Source organism: Micromonospora trifolii, assembly GCF_022229005.1.
GTDB classification, from domain to species: domain Bacteria; phylum Actinomycetota; class Actinomycetes; order Mycobacteriales; family Micromonosporaceae; genus Micromonospora; species Micromonospora trifolii.
The window spans coordinates 36,113-55,112 of record NZ_JAKKFD010000044.1 but is presented as its reverse complement, the minus strand read 5'-3'; the positions used below and the strand labels follow the sequence as shown (position 1 = coordinate 55,112).

18 protein-coding genes are annotated in these 19,000 nt (G+C 68.9%); 10 read left to right on the top strand and 8 right to left on the bottom strand.

Annotated features, from left to right (window positions below; all coding sequences use genetic code 11):
- Positions 1–16: 16 nt before the first annotated feature.
- A complete protein-coding gene (locus NIE79_RS24830) occupies positions 17–898 on the bottom strand; it encodes an ABC transporter ATP-binding protein (protein WP_238680865.1) in 882 nt (293 codons plus the stop codon).
- 104 nt (positions 899–1,002) lie between these two features.
- On the opposite strand from NIE79_RS24830, the gene NIE79_RS24825 reads away from it, so the two are divergent.
- Both NIE79_RS24825 and NIE79_RS24820 read left to right on the top strand, forming a co-directional pair.
- On the top strand, positions 1,003–2,157 hold the full coding sequence (locus NIE79_RS24825) for a sensor histidine kinase (RefSeq protein ID WP_238680864.1): 1,155 nt from the start codon (positions 1,003–1,005) through the stop codon (positions 2,155–2,157).
- Positions 2,154–2,756: a response regulator transcription factor gene (locus NIE79_RS24820; RefSeq protein WP_238680863.1), complete on the top strand. Its 603-nt coding sequence runs from the start codon at positions 2,154–2,156 to the stop codon at positions 2,754–2,756. The genes NIE79_RS24825 and NIE79_RS24820 overlap by 4 nt, the downstream gene beginning before the upstream one ends.
- 76 nt (positions 2,757–2,832) lie before the next feature.
- Here NIE79_RS24820 and NIE79_RS33785 read toward each other — a convergent pair whose 3' ends face one another.
- Complete coding sequence (locus NIE79_RS33785) at positions 2,833–2,967, bottom strand: hypothetical protein (RefSeq protein ID WP_274524615.1); 135 nt, start codon at positions 2,965–2,967, stop codon at positions 2,833–2,835.
- A 437-nt stretch (positions 2,968–3,404) separates the two neighbouring features.
- Here NIE79_RS33785 and NIE79_RS24815 point away from each other — a divergent pair, with 437 nt between their 5' ends.
- Positions 3,405–3,929, top strand: a complete 525-nt coding sequence (locus NIE79_RS24815) for a hypothetical protein (RefSeq protein WP_238680862.1) — start codon at positions 3,405–3,407, stop codon at positions 3,927–3,929.
- On the opposite strand, the gene NIE79_RS24810 is transcribed toward NIE79_RS24815, so the two are convergent.
- Positions 3,930–4,886: a GNAT family N-acetyltransferase gene (locus NIE79_RS24810; protein WP_238680861.1), complete on the bottom strand. Its 957-nt coding sequence runs from the start codon at positions 4,884–4,886 to the stop codon at positions 3,930–3,932.
- A gap of 221 nt (positions 4,887–5,107) precedes the next feature.
- On the opposite strand from NIE79_RS24810, the gene NIE79_RS24805 reads away from it, so the two are divergent.
- Positions 5,108–5,701 (top strand): hypothetical protein, encoded by a 594-nt coding sequence (locus tag NIE79_RS24805; RefSeq protein ID WP_238680860.1) that lies wholly within the window; start codon positions 5,108–5,110, stop codon positions 5,699–5,701.
- Positions 5,702–5,817: 116 nt separating this feature from the next.
- Here the strand turns inward: NIE79_RS24805 and NIE79_RS24800 are convergent, their stop codons facing one another.
- The 3 genes from NIE79_RS24800 to NIE79_RS24790 all read right to left on the bottom strand — a co-directional run bounded on the left by NIE79_RS24800 (position 5,818) and on the right by NIE79_RS24790 (position 11,156).
- Positions 5,818–7,122: a poly(ethylene terephthalate) hydrolase family protein gene (locus tag NIE79_RS24800; RefSeq protein ID WP_238680859.1), complete on the bottom strand. Its 1,305-nt coding sequence runs from the start codon at positions 7,120–7,122 to the stop codon at positions 5,818–5,820.
- A gap of 173 nt (positions 7,123–7,295) precedes the next feature.
- A complete protein-coding gene (locus NIE79_RS24795) occupies positions 7,296–9,728 on the bottom strand; it encodes a non-reducing end alpha-L-arabinofuranosidase family hydrolase (RefSeq protein ID WP_274524614.1) in 2,433 nt (810 codons plus the stop codon).
- 444 nt (positions 9,729–10,172) lie between these two features.
- Entirely contained in the window at positions 10,173–11,156 is a 984-nt protein-coding gene (locus NIE79_RS24790) for a GNAT family N-acetyltransferase (RefSeq protein WP_238680858.1), read from the bottom strand.
- 414 nt (positions 11,157–11,570) lie between these two features.
- Here NIE79_RS24790 and NIE79_RS24785 point away from each other — a divergent pair, with 414 nt between their 5' ends.
- The 5 genes from NIE79_RS24785 (at position 11,571) to NIE79_RS24765 (ending at position 17,319) form a co-directional block, all read left to right on the top strand.
- Positions 11,571–12,449 (top strand): hypothetical protein, encoded by an 879-nt coding sequence (locus tag NIE79_RS24785; protein ID WP_238680857.1) that lies wholly within the window; start codon positions 11,571–11,573, stop codon positions 12,447–12,449.
- Positions 12,442–12,942 (top strand): SigE family RNA polymerase sigma factor, encoded by a 501-nt coding sequence (locus NIE79_RS24780; protein WP_238680856.1) that lies wholly within the window; start codon positions 12,442–12,444, stop codon positions 12,940–12,942. The genes NIE79_RS24785 and NIE79_RS24780 overlap by 8 nt, the downstream gene beginning before the upstream one ends.
- Positions 12,943–13,171: 229 nt before the next feature.
- Entirely contained in the window at positions 13,172–13,786 is a 615-nt protein-coding gene (locus NIE79_RS24775) for a hypothetical protein (protein ID WP_238680855.1), read from the top strand.
- Entirely contained in the window at positions 13,779–14,690 is a 912-nt protein-coding gene (locus tag NIE79_RS24770; RefSeq protein ID WP_238680854.1) for a serine hydrolase, read from the top strand. The genes NIE79_RS24775 and NIE79_RS24770 overlap by 8 nt, the downstream gene beginning before the upstream one ends.
- Positions 14,691–14,817: 127 nt before the next feature.
- Positions 14,818–17,319 (top strand): caspase family protein, encoded by a 2,502-nt coding sequence (locus NIE79_RS24765; RefSeq protein ID WP_238680853.1) that lies wholly within the window; start codon positions 14,818–14,820, stop codon positions 17,317–17,319.
- 53 nt (positions 17,320–17,372) lie between these two features.
- Here the strand turns inward: NIE79_RS24765 and NIE79_RS24760 are convergent, their stop codons facing one another.
- Complete coding sequence (locus NIE79_RS24760; RefSeq protein ID WP_238680852.1) at positions 17,373–17,855, bottom strand: SRPBCC family protein; 483 nt, start codon at positions 17,853–17,855, stop codon at positions 17,373–17,375.
- Positions 17,852–18,175 carry an ArsR/SmtB family transcription factor gene (locus NIE79_RS24755; RefSeq protein WP_238680851.1) on the bottom strand — a complete coding sequence of 108 codons (324 nt, stop codon included), beginning with the start codon at positions 18,173–18,175 and terminating at the stop codon, positions 17,852–17,854. The genes NIE79_RS24760 and NIE79_RS24755 overlap by 4 nt, the downstream gene beginning before the upstream one ends.
- Positions 18,176–18,336: 161 nt before the next feature.
- Between NIE79_RS24755 and NIE79_RS24750 the strand changes: the two genes are divergently transcribed.
- Entirely contained in the window at positions 18,337–18,975 is a 639-nt protein-coding gene (locus NIE79_RS24750; RefSeq protein ID WP_238680850.1) for a fasciclin domain-containing protein, read from the top strand.
- The last annotated feature ends 25 nt before the right edge of the window (positions 18,976–19,000 follow it).

Genomic DNA, 19,000 nt, shown 5'->3' with positions numbered 1-19,000 from the left:
CTCGCGGAAGATCGGATCAACTGTTGATGGCGCGGAAGACGTCGTCGAGCCGGGTCGGCCCGGCCGCCAGGTCCCGCAGTTCCACGGCGTGGTCCTGCGCCCAGCCGAGCAGGAGGTGCAGGTCCTTCTGCAGCTCGAAGGTCTCGACCATGACCTTGCCGTCGGCGTCGACGGCGGCCCGCACCGGCAGCGTCGGCGCCGGTGCCGGGAGGGAGAAGCGGATGACCGCGGGCAGGGTGCGGGTCAGCTCGGAGACGGTGCCTTCCCGGTGGAAGGCGCCCTCGTGCATGAGTCCGATCCGGTCCGCGCGCTGTTGCGCCTCCTCCAGGTAGTGGGTGGTGAGCACGATGGTCGCGCCGTTCTCCCGGAGCCGGTCCACCGTCGCCCAGACGGCATCGCGGGACTGAATGTCGAGGCCGGTGGTCGGCTCGTCCAGGAAGAGCAACTCCGGGGTCCCGTAGACCGCTGTGGCGAAGTCCAGCCGCCGCTTCTCCCCGCCGGACAGCTGCGACACCTTGCGGCCGGCTCGGCCGGTGAGGTCGACCAGGTCGAGCACCCGGTCGACGTCGTCGCTGCGTCGGGTGAGCCGACCGACCAGACCGACGGACTCACGGACGGTGAGGTCCGGGGAGAATCCGCTCTCCTGGAGCATCACGCCCATTCGGGGGCGTACCGCTCGCCGGTCGTCGGGGCTGCGCCCGAAGACGCGTACGGTGCCCGAGGTTGGCCTCCGGTGACCCTCGACGACCTCCAGGGTCGAGGTCTTCCCGGCTCCGTTGGTGCCCAGCAGTGCGTAGAGCTCTCCGGGTCGTACCTCGAAGGAAAGGTCCTTCACGGCGTGGAACTCGCCGTAGGTGAGGTTCAGCCGTTCGACTTCGATGACGGGTGTGGTGGACATGGACCAATGACAGCGCGGTCGCGGCCAACCTGTCAGTGGCACCACGTCATCACCGCATGTGACGTGGTGTCACTGGTCGGGGCCCCTGGCTGCCGGATACTGACATGGTGACCGCGAGATCGCCGCGCTTCACCGAGTCGACGCAGGGAAGGCTGCGCCGGCTCAACCTCGCCACGTCACTGCCACCGGTGGTGTTCGCCGCTGTGGTCCTGCTCTGGACCGACGCGCGTGCCTGGTGGCACATCGTCGTCCTGGCGCCCGGGGCCGTGGCGGCCGTGGTGGCCTTCGAACGGTGGACGGCCAACGACCTCGCCCGGGTCGCGCTGCCCTGCGTGGTCGTAGCGGGAGCGGTCTGGCCGCTCGGGGTCCTCGTGACCGGCAGCCCCAACGCCTACTGGGGTGTCTGCGCCGTAGGTTCGCTTGCCCTACGCGAGGTGCGACGGCACCGGGCTCGGACGATGGCCGGGCTGTTCACCTACGTCGCCGCCGTCGGCGCGGCGCGGCTGCTGGTGCAGCGGGACGACATCGGTGCAGTGCTGCTCACCTACGTTCTCATCCCGACCGCTCTCACCGTCGTCGTGACGGTCTTCACAGTGGTGGGCGAGCGGTTCTACGACCTCATCCGGGAGCTCGAACAGACTCGGGAACGCGAGGCGGAGCTGGCCGTGGTCCGGGAGCGCGTGCGGTTCGCCAGCGACCTGCACGACATCCAGGGCCACACCCTGCACGTGGTCAAACTGAAGATCGCCCTGGCCCAGCGACTGCTGCTGCGCGACACCGCTCGGGCGGAGAAGGAGCTGCGGGAGACGTACACGCTGGTCAGCGACACCATCGCGCAGACCAAGGAACTCGCCTACGCGCAACGCCGGCTCAACCTCACCGCGGAGATCGAGAACGCGAAGAACCTGTTCGAGGCCGCCGGCATCCGGGTCCGGGTGACCCGGGAGGCCGAGGTCGATGCCCGCGCCAGCGAACTGCTCGGGCAGGTGCTGCGGGAGACGACCACGAACATCCTGCGGCACGCGCAGGCCACCCAGGTGCAGATCACGCTCGCCGCGTCGGGCATCACCATCGCCAACGACGGCGTGACCGCCAGCACGCCCCCCGAGCTCCGGGGACTGGCGGCACTGAGGCAACGGGTGGCAGGCGACGGCGGTGAGCTGACAGTGGAACAGAAGGACGGGCGGTTCCTGACCGCAGCGGTCTTCCCACCCGCTCGGGCCGACGCGGCCCCGACCGTTGCGGGGGACGGCCGATGACCACCATCGTGCTCGCCGACGACGAGGCGCTGCTACGCACGGCCCTGGCCGCGCTGTTGCCGATGGAGGGCGACATCACCGTTCTCGCCGAGGCGCAGGATGGCCGGACGGCGATCGCCGCCACCCTGCGGCACCGGCCCGACGTGCTGGTCATCGACCTGGAGATGCCGGGCGTGGACGGCCTGGGCGCGGTCGCCGAGATCCGCCGGGAGCGACCGGAGCAGGTGATCCTCATGCTGACCCGGCACGCCCGCCCCGGGGTGTTGCGCAAGGCGCTGAAGCTCGGCGTCCAGGGCTTCGTCAGCAAGTCCGCCGAGCCAGCCCACATCACAGCGGTCATCGCCACCCTGCACGCGGGGAAACGCTGGATCGACCCGGACGTGTCAGTGCTCGCCGTCACCGACGACTCCCCCCTCACCGACCGTGAAGCCGACGTCCTGCGGGTCACCGGTGAGGGCTACTCGGTCGCCGACATCGCCGCTCGGCTCCACCTCGCCCCGGGCACCGTCCGCAACTACCTCTCCAACGCGATGCGCAAGACCCAGACCCGGACCCGCCACGAAGCGGCCCGCTACGCCCGCGAACACGACTGGCTGTAACGCCCTTAACGCCCTGGCGGCCGAGACCGCGATCCGCCGTGGTCCACACCTCGGCCGACCCCTGGCTGTTCGGCTACTACACCGTGATCGGCATCAGCACCAGCCGGCGGGTGACCTCGGTCTTCGTGGCCGCGTCCAACGTCTCAGGCAGGTCCTCGAACGAGGCGGGCAGGACATCCAGCAGGGATACGACCTGCTGGCCGTCGCGCATGGCCCGACAGGCCCGCGCTCGGATGCCGCGACGGCGTGGCCCTGAACAGGAGGTCAGGCGGCGATCCCGGCTGTCAGCCGGGGGCGCCGGGTATGTCGATGAACATCCACCGTGGACGTGCGGACCCGAGTCGTCAATGCCGGACGGACCGCTGCGGGACGAGTTCACGTGACAGCGGCAGGCGGCGCCAGAGCCTCCGATGTCCACAGCAGATGTGGGGAAGTACCCGTGGATCAGTCGTATGACTCCGTCGCCGCCTGGCGGTGCACTCGATGGCCGCCACCGGTGAACGGAGAATCATGCCGAGAGTGGCACCCCGGTAGCGCCTTCGCTGCCGGGTTTGGTGCGTCGACACCTCCCGCACCTCGCTCTGCCGGGGGAGTGGAATCGACCCAGGGAGGGAGGCGTCACGGCGTTGGCTCGGCGAGGGTGCTGGTATGCCCACTTTCAGAGGTCGTCGCTGGGCGTACGGCGCCTTCGCTTGGTTGATCTTCTTTGTGGTGTCCCACGTGATCGTGGTGTTCTTCCCCGGGGATGATCCAACCGGTGATGGACCGTGGGGTATGAGGGCCTACGTGATCTTCAACCTGGTGCTCATCTTCATGTCGGCCATCGGAGCAGCCGTCGTTCTCGCCACAGTCCGCCCGCCGGCTCGACACCTTCCCCGGTGGCTACTCCTGACGCCACTGTTGTCCGGCAGCGTGCTGCTCGTCGTCCGGGGTGTTCCAGGAATGGTCGAGAATATCCTGATGGTCACCGGTATCCGTCGCGGTGGTTTCGTGGGGGCGGCGGACATCTCCACGGGCGAGTTCTGGACCGGCATCGGCATCAACACCTACTTCTTCGCAGGAGCGGTGTTGCTGGTGGGGACAACCGTTTCCTACCGCCGCCGATCAGCGGGCAGCCCTCCGGAAAGCCGTTCCGTCGAGCCGGGCGACGACGAACCCGCCCGCCGTCGGTAGTCATTCAGGCCCACCGCGGTCGACGTGGGTCCGCGAGCTCAGTGCCTCGCGCACGATGACCAGGTTGGCCATGTCGACGACCGGCCGGTAGCCGAGGGCGGCGTAGATCTTGTTCGACGTCGGGTTGGCCTGGTCGGTGAACAGGCAGACCCGTGCGCCCTCGGCCTGGATTCGCCGGGAAACCTCGGCGACCGCGTTGCTGGCCCACCCGCGTCCGCGCTGGGCCGGCGGTGTGTACACCGGGCCCAGACGGGCCACCCCGAACGACGGTGGGTTGGCGCCGGTGAGGTGCACCCGCTCCCCAGTTTCGTCGACCCAGAACCACAGCCGTCCGGCGTGGAGCCGACGCAGCATCTCCGCGCGGTCGGGCACCTCGTGCGCGCTGGCACCGCGCGGGCGGCCCGACTGTTCGTCGGCGTCGCCCATGAAAGCGGCGGACCACTCCGTGACCAGTCCCACGTCGCCCTCGGTCGCGACCACCAAGCCGCCCGGCACCGGTGGCGGCCACGTCAGCTCGCCAAGCTCGTGCAGCCGTGTGTGCTGGTTGACCTGGACTCGACCGCCGTCGAGGCGGGTCAGCTCGGCGGCGCACAGGTCAACGGCGGGCAGGGCACCGTTGACCGCGAGGACCTCCTCCCCGCGCTCGTGCAGTGCGCGGGCCAGCGCAACGGCCGCCTCGTCGGGCATGGGCAGCAGGAACGGCGGACAGGGGGCGTACGGCGCCGTGCGCATTGCGGCACCGACCACGGCACCGGAGTTGTCGCTGACCACCAGCCACCAGTAGCGGTCGGGCTGCGCGATCCCCTCGGACCGCTGCGACACGTGCCGGTTCGCGATGGTGGTCACGACCGTGCTGACGACCGGATCGGCGCTCAGGTAGTCACCGGCAGCGGCCAGGAACTCGCCCGGATCGGCGCAGAATCGCAGCCGCAGTCCGGCCCTCGGGACAGTGCTCATCCGCGTACGCTAACCACCGCCTACCACATCGACACGGGAATTTTGGGCGGCCCGAGGACCTGCAAGCGCCCAGCCATCAGTGCGGCAGGCCCACGGTTGGTCTCGGCCGGGCGGGGTACACCGCCGCGAGTGGCGCGGGGGCTGGTTCACAAGGCTTGGCCACCGGAGGTGCTTCGGAGGGGCCGATGTCGGGTGCATCAGCGCGGTCACGCGGGCCGGGGATGTCCAATGACGTGGTGGAGCTGCGGGTACACGGGGCCGCCAGCGCAAGCGCCGCGCAGGTGTTGAACGTGTCGCAGGTCGAGCAGGTCGCGGGCGACCGCAGTGGCGGCTTCTACCGGCCCCGCCGCCGCTGTTCGTGCCGTAGCGGCGAGCGGGTGACGGAGGCGTACCGCTGGGGTGACCTGCCCGCCGGAAGCGTGGTCCGCACACTGACGCTGGTGTTCCTCCTGCCGTTCATGCTGTCCAACCTCGCGATCTGGATGCGACCGGCGAACCCTGGCTCCGATGCGATGGTCAGATCCCTGTGCCGGTTGCTGGCGCTCACGCTCACCGCGCTCTACGTGCTTGCCTTCGCCGGCGTCGCGCTGGACCTGATCGCGTGGAAGTGCATGGGCCCGTCGCGCTGCCTGGCCGGGCGTACCTGGTTGTCCTGGTTGGGTGGGCAACCAGTGGGCCTGCGCCTCGCGGTCCTCGCGGTGGTTCCGGCCGTGGCCATCGGCCTGCTCTGGCGGGCCAGCACGCGGCCAAGGGAGATGTTCGACGCGTTCCGCGCTCCCGCGGACGAGGTCTCACGACCGCCAACGCCGTCGTAGCCCTGCTTGGCCTTCTCGTCATCGCCCTGACGTTGTTGCGGGACGCCAGGCGTCGCCGCCCTCCGGCCACGTGAGGCGGGCGGACCCGGCGCGACGCCGGGTCCGCCCGTTCGTGATCAACGTGCGAGGGAGGCGAGCCGGAACTGCTGGTTGGTTTGTCCGTGGCAGTCGTAGAGCTGGATCTGGGCTCCGTTGGCTGTGTTCCAGGCGTCGAGGCATCGTCCGGATTGGACGTTGCTGATGGTGCCGTTGGAGTTGATGTTCCACTGTTGGTTGGTCTGGCTGTGGCAGTTGTAGATCTGCACTGCCGCGCCGTTGGCGGTTCCTGCCGCGTCGAGGCACATGGTGCCGTACACCTGGAGTTGTTTGTTCGAGGTGTAGGTCCATGCCTGGTTGGTCTGCTTGTTGCAGTTGTAGAGCTGGACCCTGGTGCCGTTTGTGGTTGCGGCGTTGGGTACGTCGACGCACCGGCCGGACTGCGTGCCGACGATCTCGTTAGCGGCGCCTGGTGGGACGGTCGGCGGGTCGGTGGGGGTCGGCGTCGGGGTGGTCGGCGTCGAGGGCAGCAACGGGCAGGTGCTGCGGTACGTGACCACGCCGCTGGAGTTCAGCAGTGGGCAGAGGAACTGGCTGTACCGGGTGTCGTTGTCGATGAACATCTTGACGAACGGCAGCATGGTGCGGACCATCACCGGGTTCGACCGTCCGACCATGAAGCCATGGTCCGCGCCGGCGACCTCCACGTAGACGCTCTCCGTCGTGGCCGGGAGGCTGTTGTACAGGCCGGTGGCGTAGGACGGGGTGACCACAGTGTCCGCCTGCCCAGCGAAGATCATGGTGGGCACCCGGTCGTTGGCCAGGTTCGACGACGGCGAGTACGGCGCGATGCCGACCACTGCCTTCAACGACGGGCGTCGGGTGGCTGCGCTCAACGCGCCACCGCCGCCCATCGAGTGACCGGCGACCGCCAACCGGTTGGGATCGACCCGGTCACGGACCGGACTCTGCTGTGTGAGGTAGTCCAGCGCGGCGAGCAGCTGCGTGCCTCGGGCCGTGTCGAAGTCGTTGCGACTGTTGGTCTCGATGCCGATCACGACGAAGCCGTGGGAGGCCAGCCACGGCCCCATCCAGGCCAACTCGGCGGAGAACAACGCGGTGTAGCCCGGCGAGATCGCGATGGCCCCGAAGGTGCCCTGGCTGGTGTCGGTCGGGTAGTAGATCCTGCCGCCGTTGAAGCCGTACCCGGTCGGGACGCTGACCGACGTGTTGGCGAAGGGACCGTTCACCGCGGTGACGCTGGTCTGGGTGGGGTCCGGGCCCCGCTGGTACGGGTTGTCGGCGGCCGACGCCGACCCGGTCGCCACGGTGATGGTGAACAACCCGACGGCGACGGCGATCCCGGCCGCGGCGAGCTTGATCACCCGTCCCCGAAATCGGGCCGACACCCGGGCTGGGCGGGCGTCCCCTGAGGGCGGGGGGTGGTGTCCGTGTCCTCGCACTGTCGGTACCTCCTGGTGGTGGGGTGAGTAGGTGGGTGGGGGACGGGCGGGCTCGGTGTGGTGCCGAGCCCGCCCGTCCCGGCGATGTCCGGTCGTCAGCGTTGCAGCGTCAGCAGACCCGGCCGGTACGGCAGGAGGCCGTAGTCGCCGCCGGAGCTGGGGGAACGCCCCTGGTAGAGCAGTTGCAGGTTGCAGGCGTCAACGGTCATGGTCTGATCGGCGTTGCTGCGGATCAGTTCGCCGTGACTGATGTCGTTGGTCCAGGTGGCGCCGCTGTTGGCCTTGCCGGCGAAGGGGTTGCTCTCGGACGTGGCTTGCGGCGTCCACGTACCACCCAGGTTGGTGGCAGTGAACGATCGGAAGTAGCGCCCGTTCGCGCCGATCGCCTCGACGAGCATGAGGTACCGGTTCTGACCCTGGAGTTTGTAGACCTGAACCCCTTCGAACAGGTTGTTCGTCGAGTCGGTCATGATCGTCGTGTAGTTCGACCCGAAGCTGCCCGGGAAGTTCCCGATGGGCATGCTGGCCCGGTAGATCCTGCCGTTGTCCCCGGCGAAGAACAGGTACATGTTCTGGTCGTCACCGATGACTGCCTGGTCGATTGGGCCGGTGCTGGAGTTGGAGATGCTTCCGGTGAACAGCGTCTGCGCCGCGGACCAACTGTTCACGTTGGTCGGGTCGGTCGACGTCCGGTAGGAGAAGGCCGGCCCACCCCACTGGTAGGCCAGCACCCAGATGTTGCGCGGCGCGAAGTAGAACAGCGACGGCGCGACGGTCGCCGAGTTCATCGCGTTCTGGCTGGCCGAGCCCATCTGGGAGTAGTTGCTGAAGAGGCCGAAGTTCATCGAGCCCCACGTGGTGCCGGTGTCGTGGGTGGTGGCGTAGACGAGCTGCTGGCCGTTGTACGGCGCGACGGTGAAGTCCTTCAGCGACACCCACCCGGACCTCGGCTGCGCCAGCACACCCGACGACGACCATCGGTACGACGAGGGAAGGTCACACGTGCCGCCGGTCGGCGGCGGCGTGGTTGGGGTCGTGGTCGGCGTCGGGGTGGAACCGCCCAGGGCGGCGAGACGGAACTGCTGGTTGGTCTGTCCGTGGCAGTCGTAGAGCTGGATCTGGGCTCCGTTTGCGGTGCTCCAGGCGTCGAGGCATCGTCCGGACTGGACGTTGCTGACGGTGCCGTTGGAGTTGACGTTCCACTGTTGGTTGGTCTGGCTGTGGCAGCTGTAGATCTGCACCGCAGCCCCGTTGCCGGTGCCTGCCGCGTCGAGACACATGGTGCCGTACACCTGGAGTTGTTTGCCCGAGGTGTAGGTCCATGCCTGGTTGGTCTGTTTGTTGCAGTCGTAGAGCTGAACCCGGGTGCCGTTGGTGGTCGAGGCGTTGGGTACGTCGACGCACCGGCCGGACTGCGTGCCGACGATCTCGCTGGCGGAGCCGGGCGGCACCGTGGGGGTCGGCGTTGGAGTGGTGGGCGTGGGAGTGGGGCCGACGCTGTTCAGCGCCTCAAGGGTGGCCGTGTAGGCGGCCTTCTTGTTGCCGCTGCAGTCGAAGAGCAGGGGAGTGCCGCTCGAGCGCCACGAGTCGCAGTCCCGCACCCCCCACACCGTGAGCCCGTTGCAGCGAGCCACCGCAAGGCAGTCGTTGACCACACTGCGGTAGGTGTTGGCCTGCGTCGTGCCGGATCCCTCGATGTCCAACTCGGTGACCTGCACGTCCACCCCGAGAGCGGCGAAGCTGGACAGCGTGGTGCGGTAGTTGCTGTTGTACGGCGAGTTGGCGTTGAAGTGCGACTGGAATCCGACGCAGTCGATCGGCACCCCACGAGACTTGAAGTCGCGCACCATGTTGTACACGGCCTGCGTCTTGGCCCAGGTCCAGTTGTCGGTGTTGTAGTCGTTGTAGCAGAGCTTGGCGTTCGGGTCGGCCGCGTCGGCGGCGCGGAACGCCGCCTCGATCCAGTCGTTGCCGGTCCGCTGGAGGTTCGAGTTGCGCCGGGCGCCGCTGTTGCCGTCCTCGAACGCCTCGTTCACCACATCCCACGAGTAGATCTTGCCCCGGTAGTAGGTGGCCACCCGGGTGACGTGGTTCAGCATCGCGTTACGCAGCGCGGTGCCCTCCATGCTCTGCATCCAGCCCGGCTGCTGCGAGTACCAGGCCAGGGTGTGGCCCCGGACCTTCCACCCCCGGGAGATGGCGTGGTTCACGATCCGGTCCGCGTTGCTGAAGGTGAAGTTGTTCTGCTGCGGCTCGGTCGCGTCGATCTTCATTTCGTTCTCGGGCGTGATGCTGTTGAACTCGCGGTTCAGGATCGTCGTGTAGGCGCTGTCGTTGAGTTTGTTGGCGGCGACGGCGGCACCGAAGTACCTGCCGGACGTGGCCGCGGCGGCGCCGAGGGTCGTCTCGGCGGCCTGGGCCAGATTGGGCAGCAGCGACACGACCAAGGCCAGAATTATCGCGGCTGTTCCGGAAAATGTGAGCGTTCGCAGTCGGCTGCGTCCGATGGGACGGGTCCGGGAGACCATGCTGATCCTCCTGTGGTGGGGTAGGAGATTCCGGTAGCTGTTCCGTTGGGGGCCCCGCTCGGGTGGCGGCGGCCACGATGGTGAGTCCGCCCGAGCGGGCCAGGACCACGTCAGGCGTCCGCTGGAGCGCCTCCGGTGCTGAGGTGATCTTGTTAACGTTCACACCTGTCGATGGCTCTCAGGCTGGCAGAAAATTCCAGAGTTTTCAACCGGTAGTTTCGGGCCTGTTACGGATCAGCGCGGTAGGGCGGCTGGCCGTTCTCGACACGGCGTTCGTCGCCTCGCCAGGCGTGATTGTTGGACACGATCTCGCCGGCGCGAGCGTCCCGGCGCAGGACCGGCTGCGCGATGAGCGAAGTCCGGAAGATGATGCTCCAGGTGGTCGCCGGCCTGGTGGTGTTCTTCGTACGCGGCGCGGAGCGCGAGTCGACGAACCGTTTGGGCCTACGGCTGTTCGTCGACCTCAGGCGTGAGTTGCCGCATCAGCACCGCGAACCCTTGCCCCGACTCCACGAAACCCAGCTTCCGATAGAGCGCCAGAGCGGGGTGATTGCTGTCGGTGACCTTGAGTCGGAGCTGTCTGAAGCCGGCCGAATGCGCACGGTGCAGGACCCGCGAGATCATCGCTGTGGCCAAGCCACTGCGCCGCCAGGCTGCTCGGGTGCCCAGACAGTGCAGAACCGCCGTCGGCGTGTCAGTGCTGCCGTCGGCGAGCGCGAAGAGGAAGGCGGCCACCGGGTTGTCGCTTCGGTCGGCCTCGGCGAGCACCAGGCAGGAGAGGTCGGGCAGGAACCGCGGGTGTCCGGTCGCGTGCTGGGGCCAGGTGAGCTGGTCTGGTCGAACCGCTGCCGGGCTGTCGACGTAGGCCTCATTGTGGGCCAGTCGGGCCAGCTCGTCGTAGCGCTCGTCGACAGGTGTCAGCACCAGGCCGGGCGGAAGCACGGGAGCCGGCGACTCATCAGGCACCGCCAGGACGAGGTCCCGTTCGTGCCGGACCAGCGCGAAGCCGCCACGGATCAACAGCTCGCGGCCGGCCTGGTCGTTCTCGGCACACCGGATACCGAGGACGGCCTGTGCCGATCTTCGGTTGTCCCGTAACTGCTTCGCCTGGTCGATGAGCCAGTGGTGCAGCTCCGCGCGGACGTCACCCGCGATGTCGGGATGAAACACGTTGGTCAGGCGGATCCGGAGCACGTCGTCCGCTGTTCCCATGTCGGCGACCTCACCGTACGCGGTGACGCTGCCGGTGTCGTCGCGGCCAACTCGGGTACGTCCGGCACTGTCCGGCCCGAGAGTGGCCAGTCGGTTCCGGACGTCCTCAGCGCGCTGCTCCATGCCGACCGGGGCGACCGCCTCGGCGCGCTGGAAGAGTGTTGCCAGCGCCGCTGCCTCGGCTGGTGTGGCGCGACTCCAACCCGTGATCCTCATCGATGGTCATCCTAGGGAACCGGTTCGACGAGGGTCAATCACGCAGGAGTGCGTCGACCGCCGCCGTTGATGGTGATCTGGTGGCGCGACCGGTCGACGTCGGCAGGCTCCATGCCGACGACCTAACCTCCTAGGACGCTCTGCGGGTTGTGCGTCGACCGACTCATGTCGCCCGCGCAGCAGGGGCCGGGACCGCCAGCAGGCTTCAGCTCATCAAGCCGCTCGCGGTAACACCCCCGGCAGGGGGAGCGTGACGCTACGGAGATGGCCGCACACGTACTGGAGACACCGCGTTCCACCGACGCGCGTGGCCGAAACTTCACGCCGAAAAGGGGTAACCAAACTGGCCGGCCAACCCGTCGTGTGAGTGATGGATCGCCACTGCGGGCGGCCGGTCGAGGAGGGATAAGGGACATGGGCGACGTCCGTGGGCGTTTCAGGGACGACCTGGCCCGACACCCCGCCCCGCCATTGGGTGACCTGGTCCAACAGTCGGTGGTGCAGGGCCGCCGACTGCGCCGCCAGCGCCGCCTGGCGCAGTTCGGCGCCGGCGGAACGGCGTTGGCGATGCTGCTCGTGATCGGCCTGGCCGCCGGCCCGCTCAACGTCGGGGCGGATGACGCCGGTCAGCCCGGCGGGCCGAACGTGGTTTTGCCGGCGGGGTCGGCGGACACCACCACGCCGTCCCCGGCAGAGCCCTCGGACGGCGTGGTGGGCGGGTTCGAGGACGGCACCGACAGAGACCCCTTCCGGTCGGTGCCGCCGACTCCCTCGACCACCGTGATCGACACCGTGCGGATCGGGGCGGGGCCGGACGGTGAGCTGCTGACCACCACGCCGCAGGGCGCGCTGGAACTGCTGACCCGGCTTCTGCCCAAGGGGAAGACCAGCGGTTACGCGAGTCTGGAGAGCAGCGGGACCGGCCCCGGCATGCCGTCGGTCCAGCTCTACCTGGACCGAGGCGATGGGCCGGGCATGCTGCGGCTCTCCATCTACCGCGACCGCCTCGGCGGCGACCCTGCCCCGGGCACGGTGGAGCTGACCGAAGTACCCGACAACTGCGTGCAGAACAAGATGGTCACCGTGCACCACCGCGCTGGCCTCCAGGTCGATCTCATGATCTCCACCTGCCTGATCTGGGACGCCAAGGGAACCGTGCCGGCACCGCCCGTCCTCTCCGTGAAAGAGGCGATCGAGATCGCCGCGAACCCGAGCTGGGGGACGACACTGCCGGCCGAGTACGTCATCAGCGGAACCAAGAGGTTCCCGAAACTGGCCCGGTCGAATGGCTGACGAAGACTTCGTGGAGTTCGCGCAGGCGACCGTTGCCCGGCTGCGCGACGCCGCGTTCCTGATGTGCCGCGACTGGCATCTCGCGCAGGACCTCACCCAGACGACGCTGGCCAAGGTGTACGCCAACTGGAGACGGGTCCGCCGGGCCGACGACCCCCACGCGTACGCCCGGAAGATCCTGCTGCGCTGCATGATCGACCAGCAACGGCGTCGCTCCAGCCGCGAGTTGGCGATGTCGGCGCCTCCGGAGCGCAGCGAGGAACATCCGGCCGAGCTGCGCATGACATTGCTGGACGCGGTCGCCACCCTGCCGTTGCGGGACCGGGCGATCATCGTCCTGCGTTACTGGGACGACCTGAGCGTGGAGACGACCGCCGAGGTCGTGGGCGTCTCCATCGCTGTCGTCAAGAGCCAGAGCATGCGCTCCCTCAACCGCCTGCGCGAGTTGCTCGGCGAGACCCGTTCCGAGCTGTTCGCCGAGGAACGCCATTGACGGGTTTCGACTCTCGCCGGGGTGCGGCGAATCCCGGTGGTGTCGAGCCGGCGGCCGGCAACCGCCGCGCCGGTGCTGCGGCGGCGACGAACGTGCCACCACGCGTCGTCGGCTGAAGCGCCACCTGCTGTGGCAAGTATCTGTGTTGGGGAGGTTTGCGGTGTCCGTATCAAGCTCCAGGACGAGCCGGGGCCGGATTCGCGGCAGAGGCCGACGTCCGCTCGCCGCCGTGCCGGCGGTCCTGTCGGCGTTGATGGTGATGGCCGGAGGGTGCCATCGGGGGGAGTCCGGTGTCGGCCCCGACGAGCTGCACTCCGCAGAAGCGGAACGGAGTTATCCGAGCCCGCTGCTGGGGGCGGGCGATCTGGGAGCGGACTGGCACGAGGACGACGCGCGAACCGGTCTGGCGTCCTGGCCGTGGGAGCAGGACAGCTGCCCCCACTACAAGAGCAGCGACTACCCGGCCAAGTCGCACCGGCGCGCTGCCGTGGAGCGCTACTACCGGCTGTCTGACGGCTCGTCGCCGGCGCACCACGTCGTGGAGACGTACGAACCTGGATGGGCCGAGCGGAACGTCGAGGACGTCCGTCGGGTCCTCCTGCGGTGCGCGAGCTATCTGGTCCTCGGATCGAAGGTCTCGTTCGACGTCGTCGATCCGCACTATCTGGAGGGCACCGGCATGCTCGTTCGAGGTCGCATCGCGCATGCGGACACCCCGAACACCGTCACGTACTTCGTGATGCTGAGACGAGGCGAGACGGTCTCGACGGTCCGCCTGCCCGATCCGGGCAGCCAGGTCGTGGTGGATCAGATCGCCGCGAGGGCGGTGGCCCGCCTTGGCTGAGCGGAGTCGGCAGGTGCCGCGCCGCTGGGTCATCTCCGCGGCCACCATGTCGTTGGCCGGCGTCGCGACGGCCGCCTTCGGCGCCACGCGCGGTCGCGACGGCGACGGGGTCGGACCATCGCACGGTTCTTCCCCTTCCAGTCCGATCCCCACGACGCCGGCCATCGACCGGATCGACCAGGCGAGGACGCGCATCAAGGCCTACGTGCAGCGCTACGACGGCCACCTGGCGGTCGCGGCACTGGATCGACAGGGGACGGCTGCGGTGACGGTCGGCGCCAAGCGGTTCGAGACCGCCAGCATCGTCAAAGTCAACATTCTCGCCGCTCTTCTGCTGCGTCAGAACCCGCCGGGCAAGGCCCTGGGTTCTGGCACCCGGCGGTTGGCCGAAGCCATGATCGTGTCCAGTGACAACGACGCGGCGGTGGCCCTGTGGCAGCGGATCGAGGGCTCGCGGGGGCTCAACGCCGCCAACCGGGTGCTCGGTCTGCGCGAGACGAAGCCCAACACGCACTGGGGACTCACCACGACCACTGTCGCCGACCAGCTCCGGCTGCTGACCGCGCTGACGTCGCCGACGGGACCGTTGACCCCGCAGGACCGTACCTTCGTCATGGGCCTCATGAAGAAGGTGATCCCCGAGCAGCGATGGGGAGTCACCGCCGCGCGGGAGCCGGGCAGCCGTTCCGAGTACGTCAAGAACGGCTGGGACACCGCTGACGTCGACGGGGGTCGCTGGCTGGTGAACAGCATCGGGCGGATCGTCGAGGCCCGTCACGACTGGCTGATCGCCGTGCTCTCCGACCATCAGGTGAGCCAGAAAGAGGGCATCCGCGTCGTCGAGAAGGCCGCCACGTACGTGCTCAAGGAGCTGCGCGCCGCCACAGCGGACGGCGGCGTCTGACTCGTCGTCGGGAACCTGTCGGAATTCAGCAGCAGTGGTACGCCGTCCGCCCTGTGAGAACTACGCTCTGTCGGGCGCCGCTTCGCGTTGTCTTCGCGCGCCACCACCGTCTCCAGGCGAGGTCCGCATGACTGCCTCCCGCGTTTCCGACTTCTCTCTGGTCGTGTCCGCCGAGGACGGCACGGGCGGAGAAGGCGTCGACGAGTTGGCCGAGATGCTGCGGTTCGCGCTGGCCGAGGCGGGTGCCACTCGGATCGACCAGACGACGACTGGTACCGCGCCGGACGGCACCCGCGGCATCGAGCTGCTCGGCGCAATCGCGTTCATCGTCGCCGCCGTGCAGACCGTTGAGGCCATGACCAAGGTGGTGGAGGCGATCCGTGGCTGCCTCGCCCGCGTCGCCGGCCGCCGCCGACGCGTGCGACTGGCCGTGGCCGGGGTTGAGGTGGAGGTCGCCGCCGACAGCGACGTCGCGCCGATCGTGGCCGCGCTCCTGGCCCAACCCGGCCGGCCCATGACCGGGCTACGGCGGGCACTCGTGGTCGCGAACGCCCGGTACGACGACCCGGCGCTCGCGGCCCTGCGCGCCCCGACCCACGACGCGGACGCGCTCGCCCGGGTGCTCGGCGACCCGGCGATCGGTGGCTTCGACGTCGAGCTGCTGATGGACGCCGACGAGCGCACCGTGCGGCGGCGGGTCGCGGGTTTCTTCGCCGACCGCGACCGCGATGACCTGCTGCTGCTGCATTTCTCCTGCCACGGCGTCAAGGATCCGCACGGCCGGCTCTATCTCGCCGCGCGCGATACCGACCTGACGTCGCTGGGCGCCACCGGGGTGGCCGCCGCATTCGTCAACGATCAGTTGGCGCAGACCCGGTCCAAGCGCGTGATCCTGGTGTTGGACTGCTGCTACAGCGGCGCCTTCAACCGGGGCGTGGCCGCTCGCGCCGACCGGAGCGTCCACATCGGCGACGAGTTCAACACCGGCACCGGCCGGATCGTGCTCACCGCGTCCAGTGCTACCGAGTACGCGTTCGAGGGCGGCGACCTGACCCGCGCGGAGGCTGGCACGTCGGTCTTCACCACGGCGCTGGTCGACGGGCTGGCAACCGGCGAGGCGGACCTTGGCGGCGACGGCGAGATCTCGGTCGACGAACTCTACGACTACACCTACCGGCAGGTCCGTGAGCGGACCCCGGGTCAGACGCCGATGAAGTGGACGTTCGGCGTCGAGGGCAGCCTGACCGTCGCCCGCAGCGTCCGGCCTGCGGCTCTGCCCGAGGCGGTGCTCGCCGACCTGGCCAGTGAGCGGGTGGCCCTGCGACTGGAGGCGGTCACCGCGCTGCGTCGACTTCGCGGCGGACCGAACGCGAATCTCGCCGAGCGGGCCTCGACGGAACTGTGTCGTCTGCGCGACGAGGACGACAGCGCGCGCGTGCGGGTGGCCGCGGCGGCCGCACTGGATGGCACGGCCAGTCCGGTCCCGCCGCCCGCCCCCGCGCCGGGTCTTGACCCGGTACCGAGTCAACGGCCGGCTCGGGCGCGCACTCCGGCAGCGGCGCCGACGGCCATCTCAGACCCGGCATCCACCCCAGCGTCGGCATCGACGCCCAGGAGAGAGCCCACGCCGAAGCCGGCCGCAGCCGCACAGCGCGTTCGAGATGAGCGGCCGGGGGAGGCGTCTGCGACGCCTGGGCGGTGGCCCGCGACGGTGGCGCATCCGACGTTGTTCGCCGTACTGGTGGCCGTCGGTCTGATCGCTGTGGTTCAGGCCGTCGAGATGGTGATCGTCGGCCACGATGTCCGCAACTTCACCGGCATCAACGTGCTCGCCGTGGTCCCGGTCGTCGCGGCGATCGCACTGTTCACGGCTGCGCGGGTGCAGGAGTGGCGTTGGGCGGCCGGGATGGCCGCGGTCCTGGCTCTCACGCTGGGCCAGGCACTCCTGACGCTGTTCAGCGACACCGTCTACGACCACGGTGTGGTGCGTAGCGGTGTCCTGTGGTTCGACGGCAACGCCAGCGCCGAAGGTCCCAATGGGTTTCTGCTTCGGCTGGCGGTCAGCGTGCCGCCGATGCTCTGGTTCGCGCTGGTCGGCCCGGCGTGGTCGCCCCGACGGCGGGCGTGGCGCGGGGTGCGCCATCCCGGCCTGCTGGTGTCCGTCGTCGTCGCCCTCGTCGTGTCGCTGACCGGGGCGGCGATGCTCGACCCGGTTTCCGATGGCAGCTCAAGCGCTTTCGGCCTCATCCGGCCCCAGCACGGTGCCTCCTACCGGCCGAGCGCCGTCGTCGGCCTGGGCAACGTGGCATCGACGTACGCCCAGACCGGCCACAACTGGGCGACCGCGCTGTGGTGCGCCGGTTGGCTGGCGTTGATGATCACCGCGGCTCTCACGCTCGTCTCGCTGATCCGGGGGCGGCGGATCCGCTGGGCGGTCGTCGTCGTCGTCGCGGTCCTTGCCTCGGTCGCCGTCGGGCTCGTCGCGGGTGGTCGCTACGGACCCTCGGCGCAGTACCTCCTCGCCCGGTACCTGGCGGTGATGACCGTCAGCGTGGGCGTCGGTGTGCTCGCGTATGCGCTGTTCGGCGCCCGGCGGGAACCCCAGACGAGCGTCGTTGGCGGGGAGTAGCCCCGGCTCACCCGTCGACGATGCTTCAGTTCCTCATGACAGACCGGCGGCGTTCAGTTGTCCTCGACGAACAGGTTGGCGTAGCGGGCCAGGTAGAGCGGCCAGCCTTCGTCGTGGGCGACGCCGTCGCGGACCGCGGGCCAGCCGGGGCCGTGCCGGTCGAGGTTGCGGTGCTCCAATTCGACCCGGGTGCGTTGGGGGGTTTCGGCGATGAAGGTGACCTCCACTTCGCTGGTGTTGGCCAGGTCGGTTTCGACCTCCCAGGTTGGGCTGATGTCCCAGCTGAACACGACGCGTTTCGGGGGTTCGTAGGCCAGGACCCGGGCCCATCGGCATTCTTCGCCGTCGGCGCTGCGATCGTAGATGTGGCCGCCGACCTTCGGTTCGAAGATGGTCTCGGCGATCCCGGCGCTGAGCAGTGTGTGCTCGCGCGGTTTGAAGTCGCCGAACCGTTCGGTGAACACGGTGAAGGCTCGCTCGATGGGGGCCTGCACGATGATGTGCCGGCGCACGACGACTTCGGCGCTTTCAGTCATGACTCCTCCTCGGTGGGGGTTTCGGCGGCGTCCTGAAAGCCGGTGAGGGCGCGGTTCCAGTACGTGTCGAGCTGGTCTCGAAGGGCGGCGACACCTGCCGGGTTGAGCCGGTAGACCCTGCGGGTGCCGGCGGCGCGGTCGGTGACGAGGCCGGCGTCCTTGAGCACTTTGAGGTGTTGGGAGACCGCCGGCCTGCTGATCGGCAGGACTTCGGCGAGTTCGCCGACGGCGCGGGGTCGTTCGGCCAGGCACGCGACGATGGCGCGCCTCGTTGGATCGCCGAGCGCGTCCCACCCGTCGTCGGCTTGGTAAGTCGCCACGAACGGTAAGCTAGTACTTACCGAAGGCGGGGTCAAGCGGGCCGGACCCGGCGGTCGTGCTCGGCAGCAGAAGAATTCCGATCTTGTACCCATCCGCCCGCGGGTCGGCCTCGAATGCCTCATGACAGCAGCAATCGAGTACAAGCATCTGAGGAGTTCGTATGAAGCGGCGCCTGTTTGCCACGGTCGGCGTAATCGCCGTGCTGGCCCTGTCCGCCTGCGGCGGTACCGACAGTGAGGACACCGCCAGCGGCGCGAGTGCCGCGCCGAGCATGTCCGCCAGCGCGCCGATGGCCTCGGCCTCGCCGTCGATGATGATGTCGGGTCAGTTCGGCCCGGGGTGCGCGGCGGTGCCGACCGACGCGTCCAACCCGGGGAGTTTCGAGGCGATGGCGAAGGTGCCGGTGGCCACCGCCGCGTCCGGCAATCCGCTGTTGTCGACGCTGGTGACGGCGGTGAAGAAGGCCAACCTGGTGGACTCGCTCAACGGCGCGCAGGGCGTGACGGTGTTCGCGCCGACCAACGACGCGTTCGCCAAGATCCCGAAGGCCGACCTGGACAAGGTTCTGGCCGACGACGCCATGCTCAAGAAGATCCTCACCTACCACGTGGTGCCGACCCAGCTGTCCCCGGACACCCTGGCCGGCACCCACAAGACGTTGCAGGGTGACGACGTCACGGTGACCGGTAATGGCACGTCGTTCACCGTCAACGGCACCTCGATGGTGGTCTGTGGGAACGTCTCGACGGCCAACGCCACCGTCTACATCGTTGACACCGTCCTGATGCCCAAGAGCTGAGGGTGCCCACCACCATCGCGCCCCG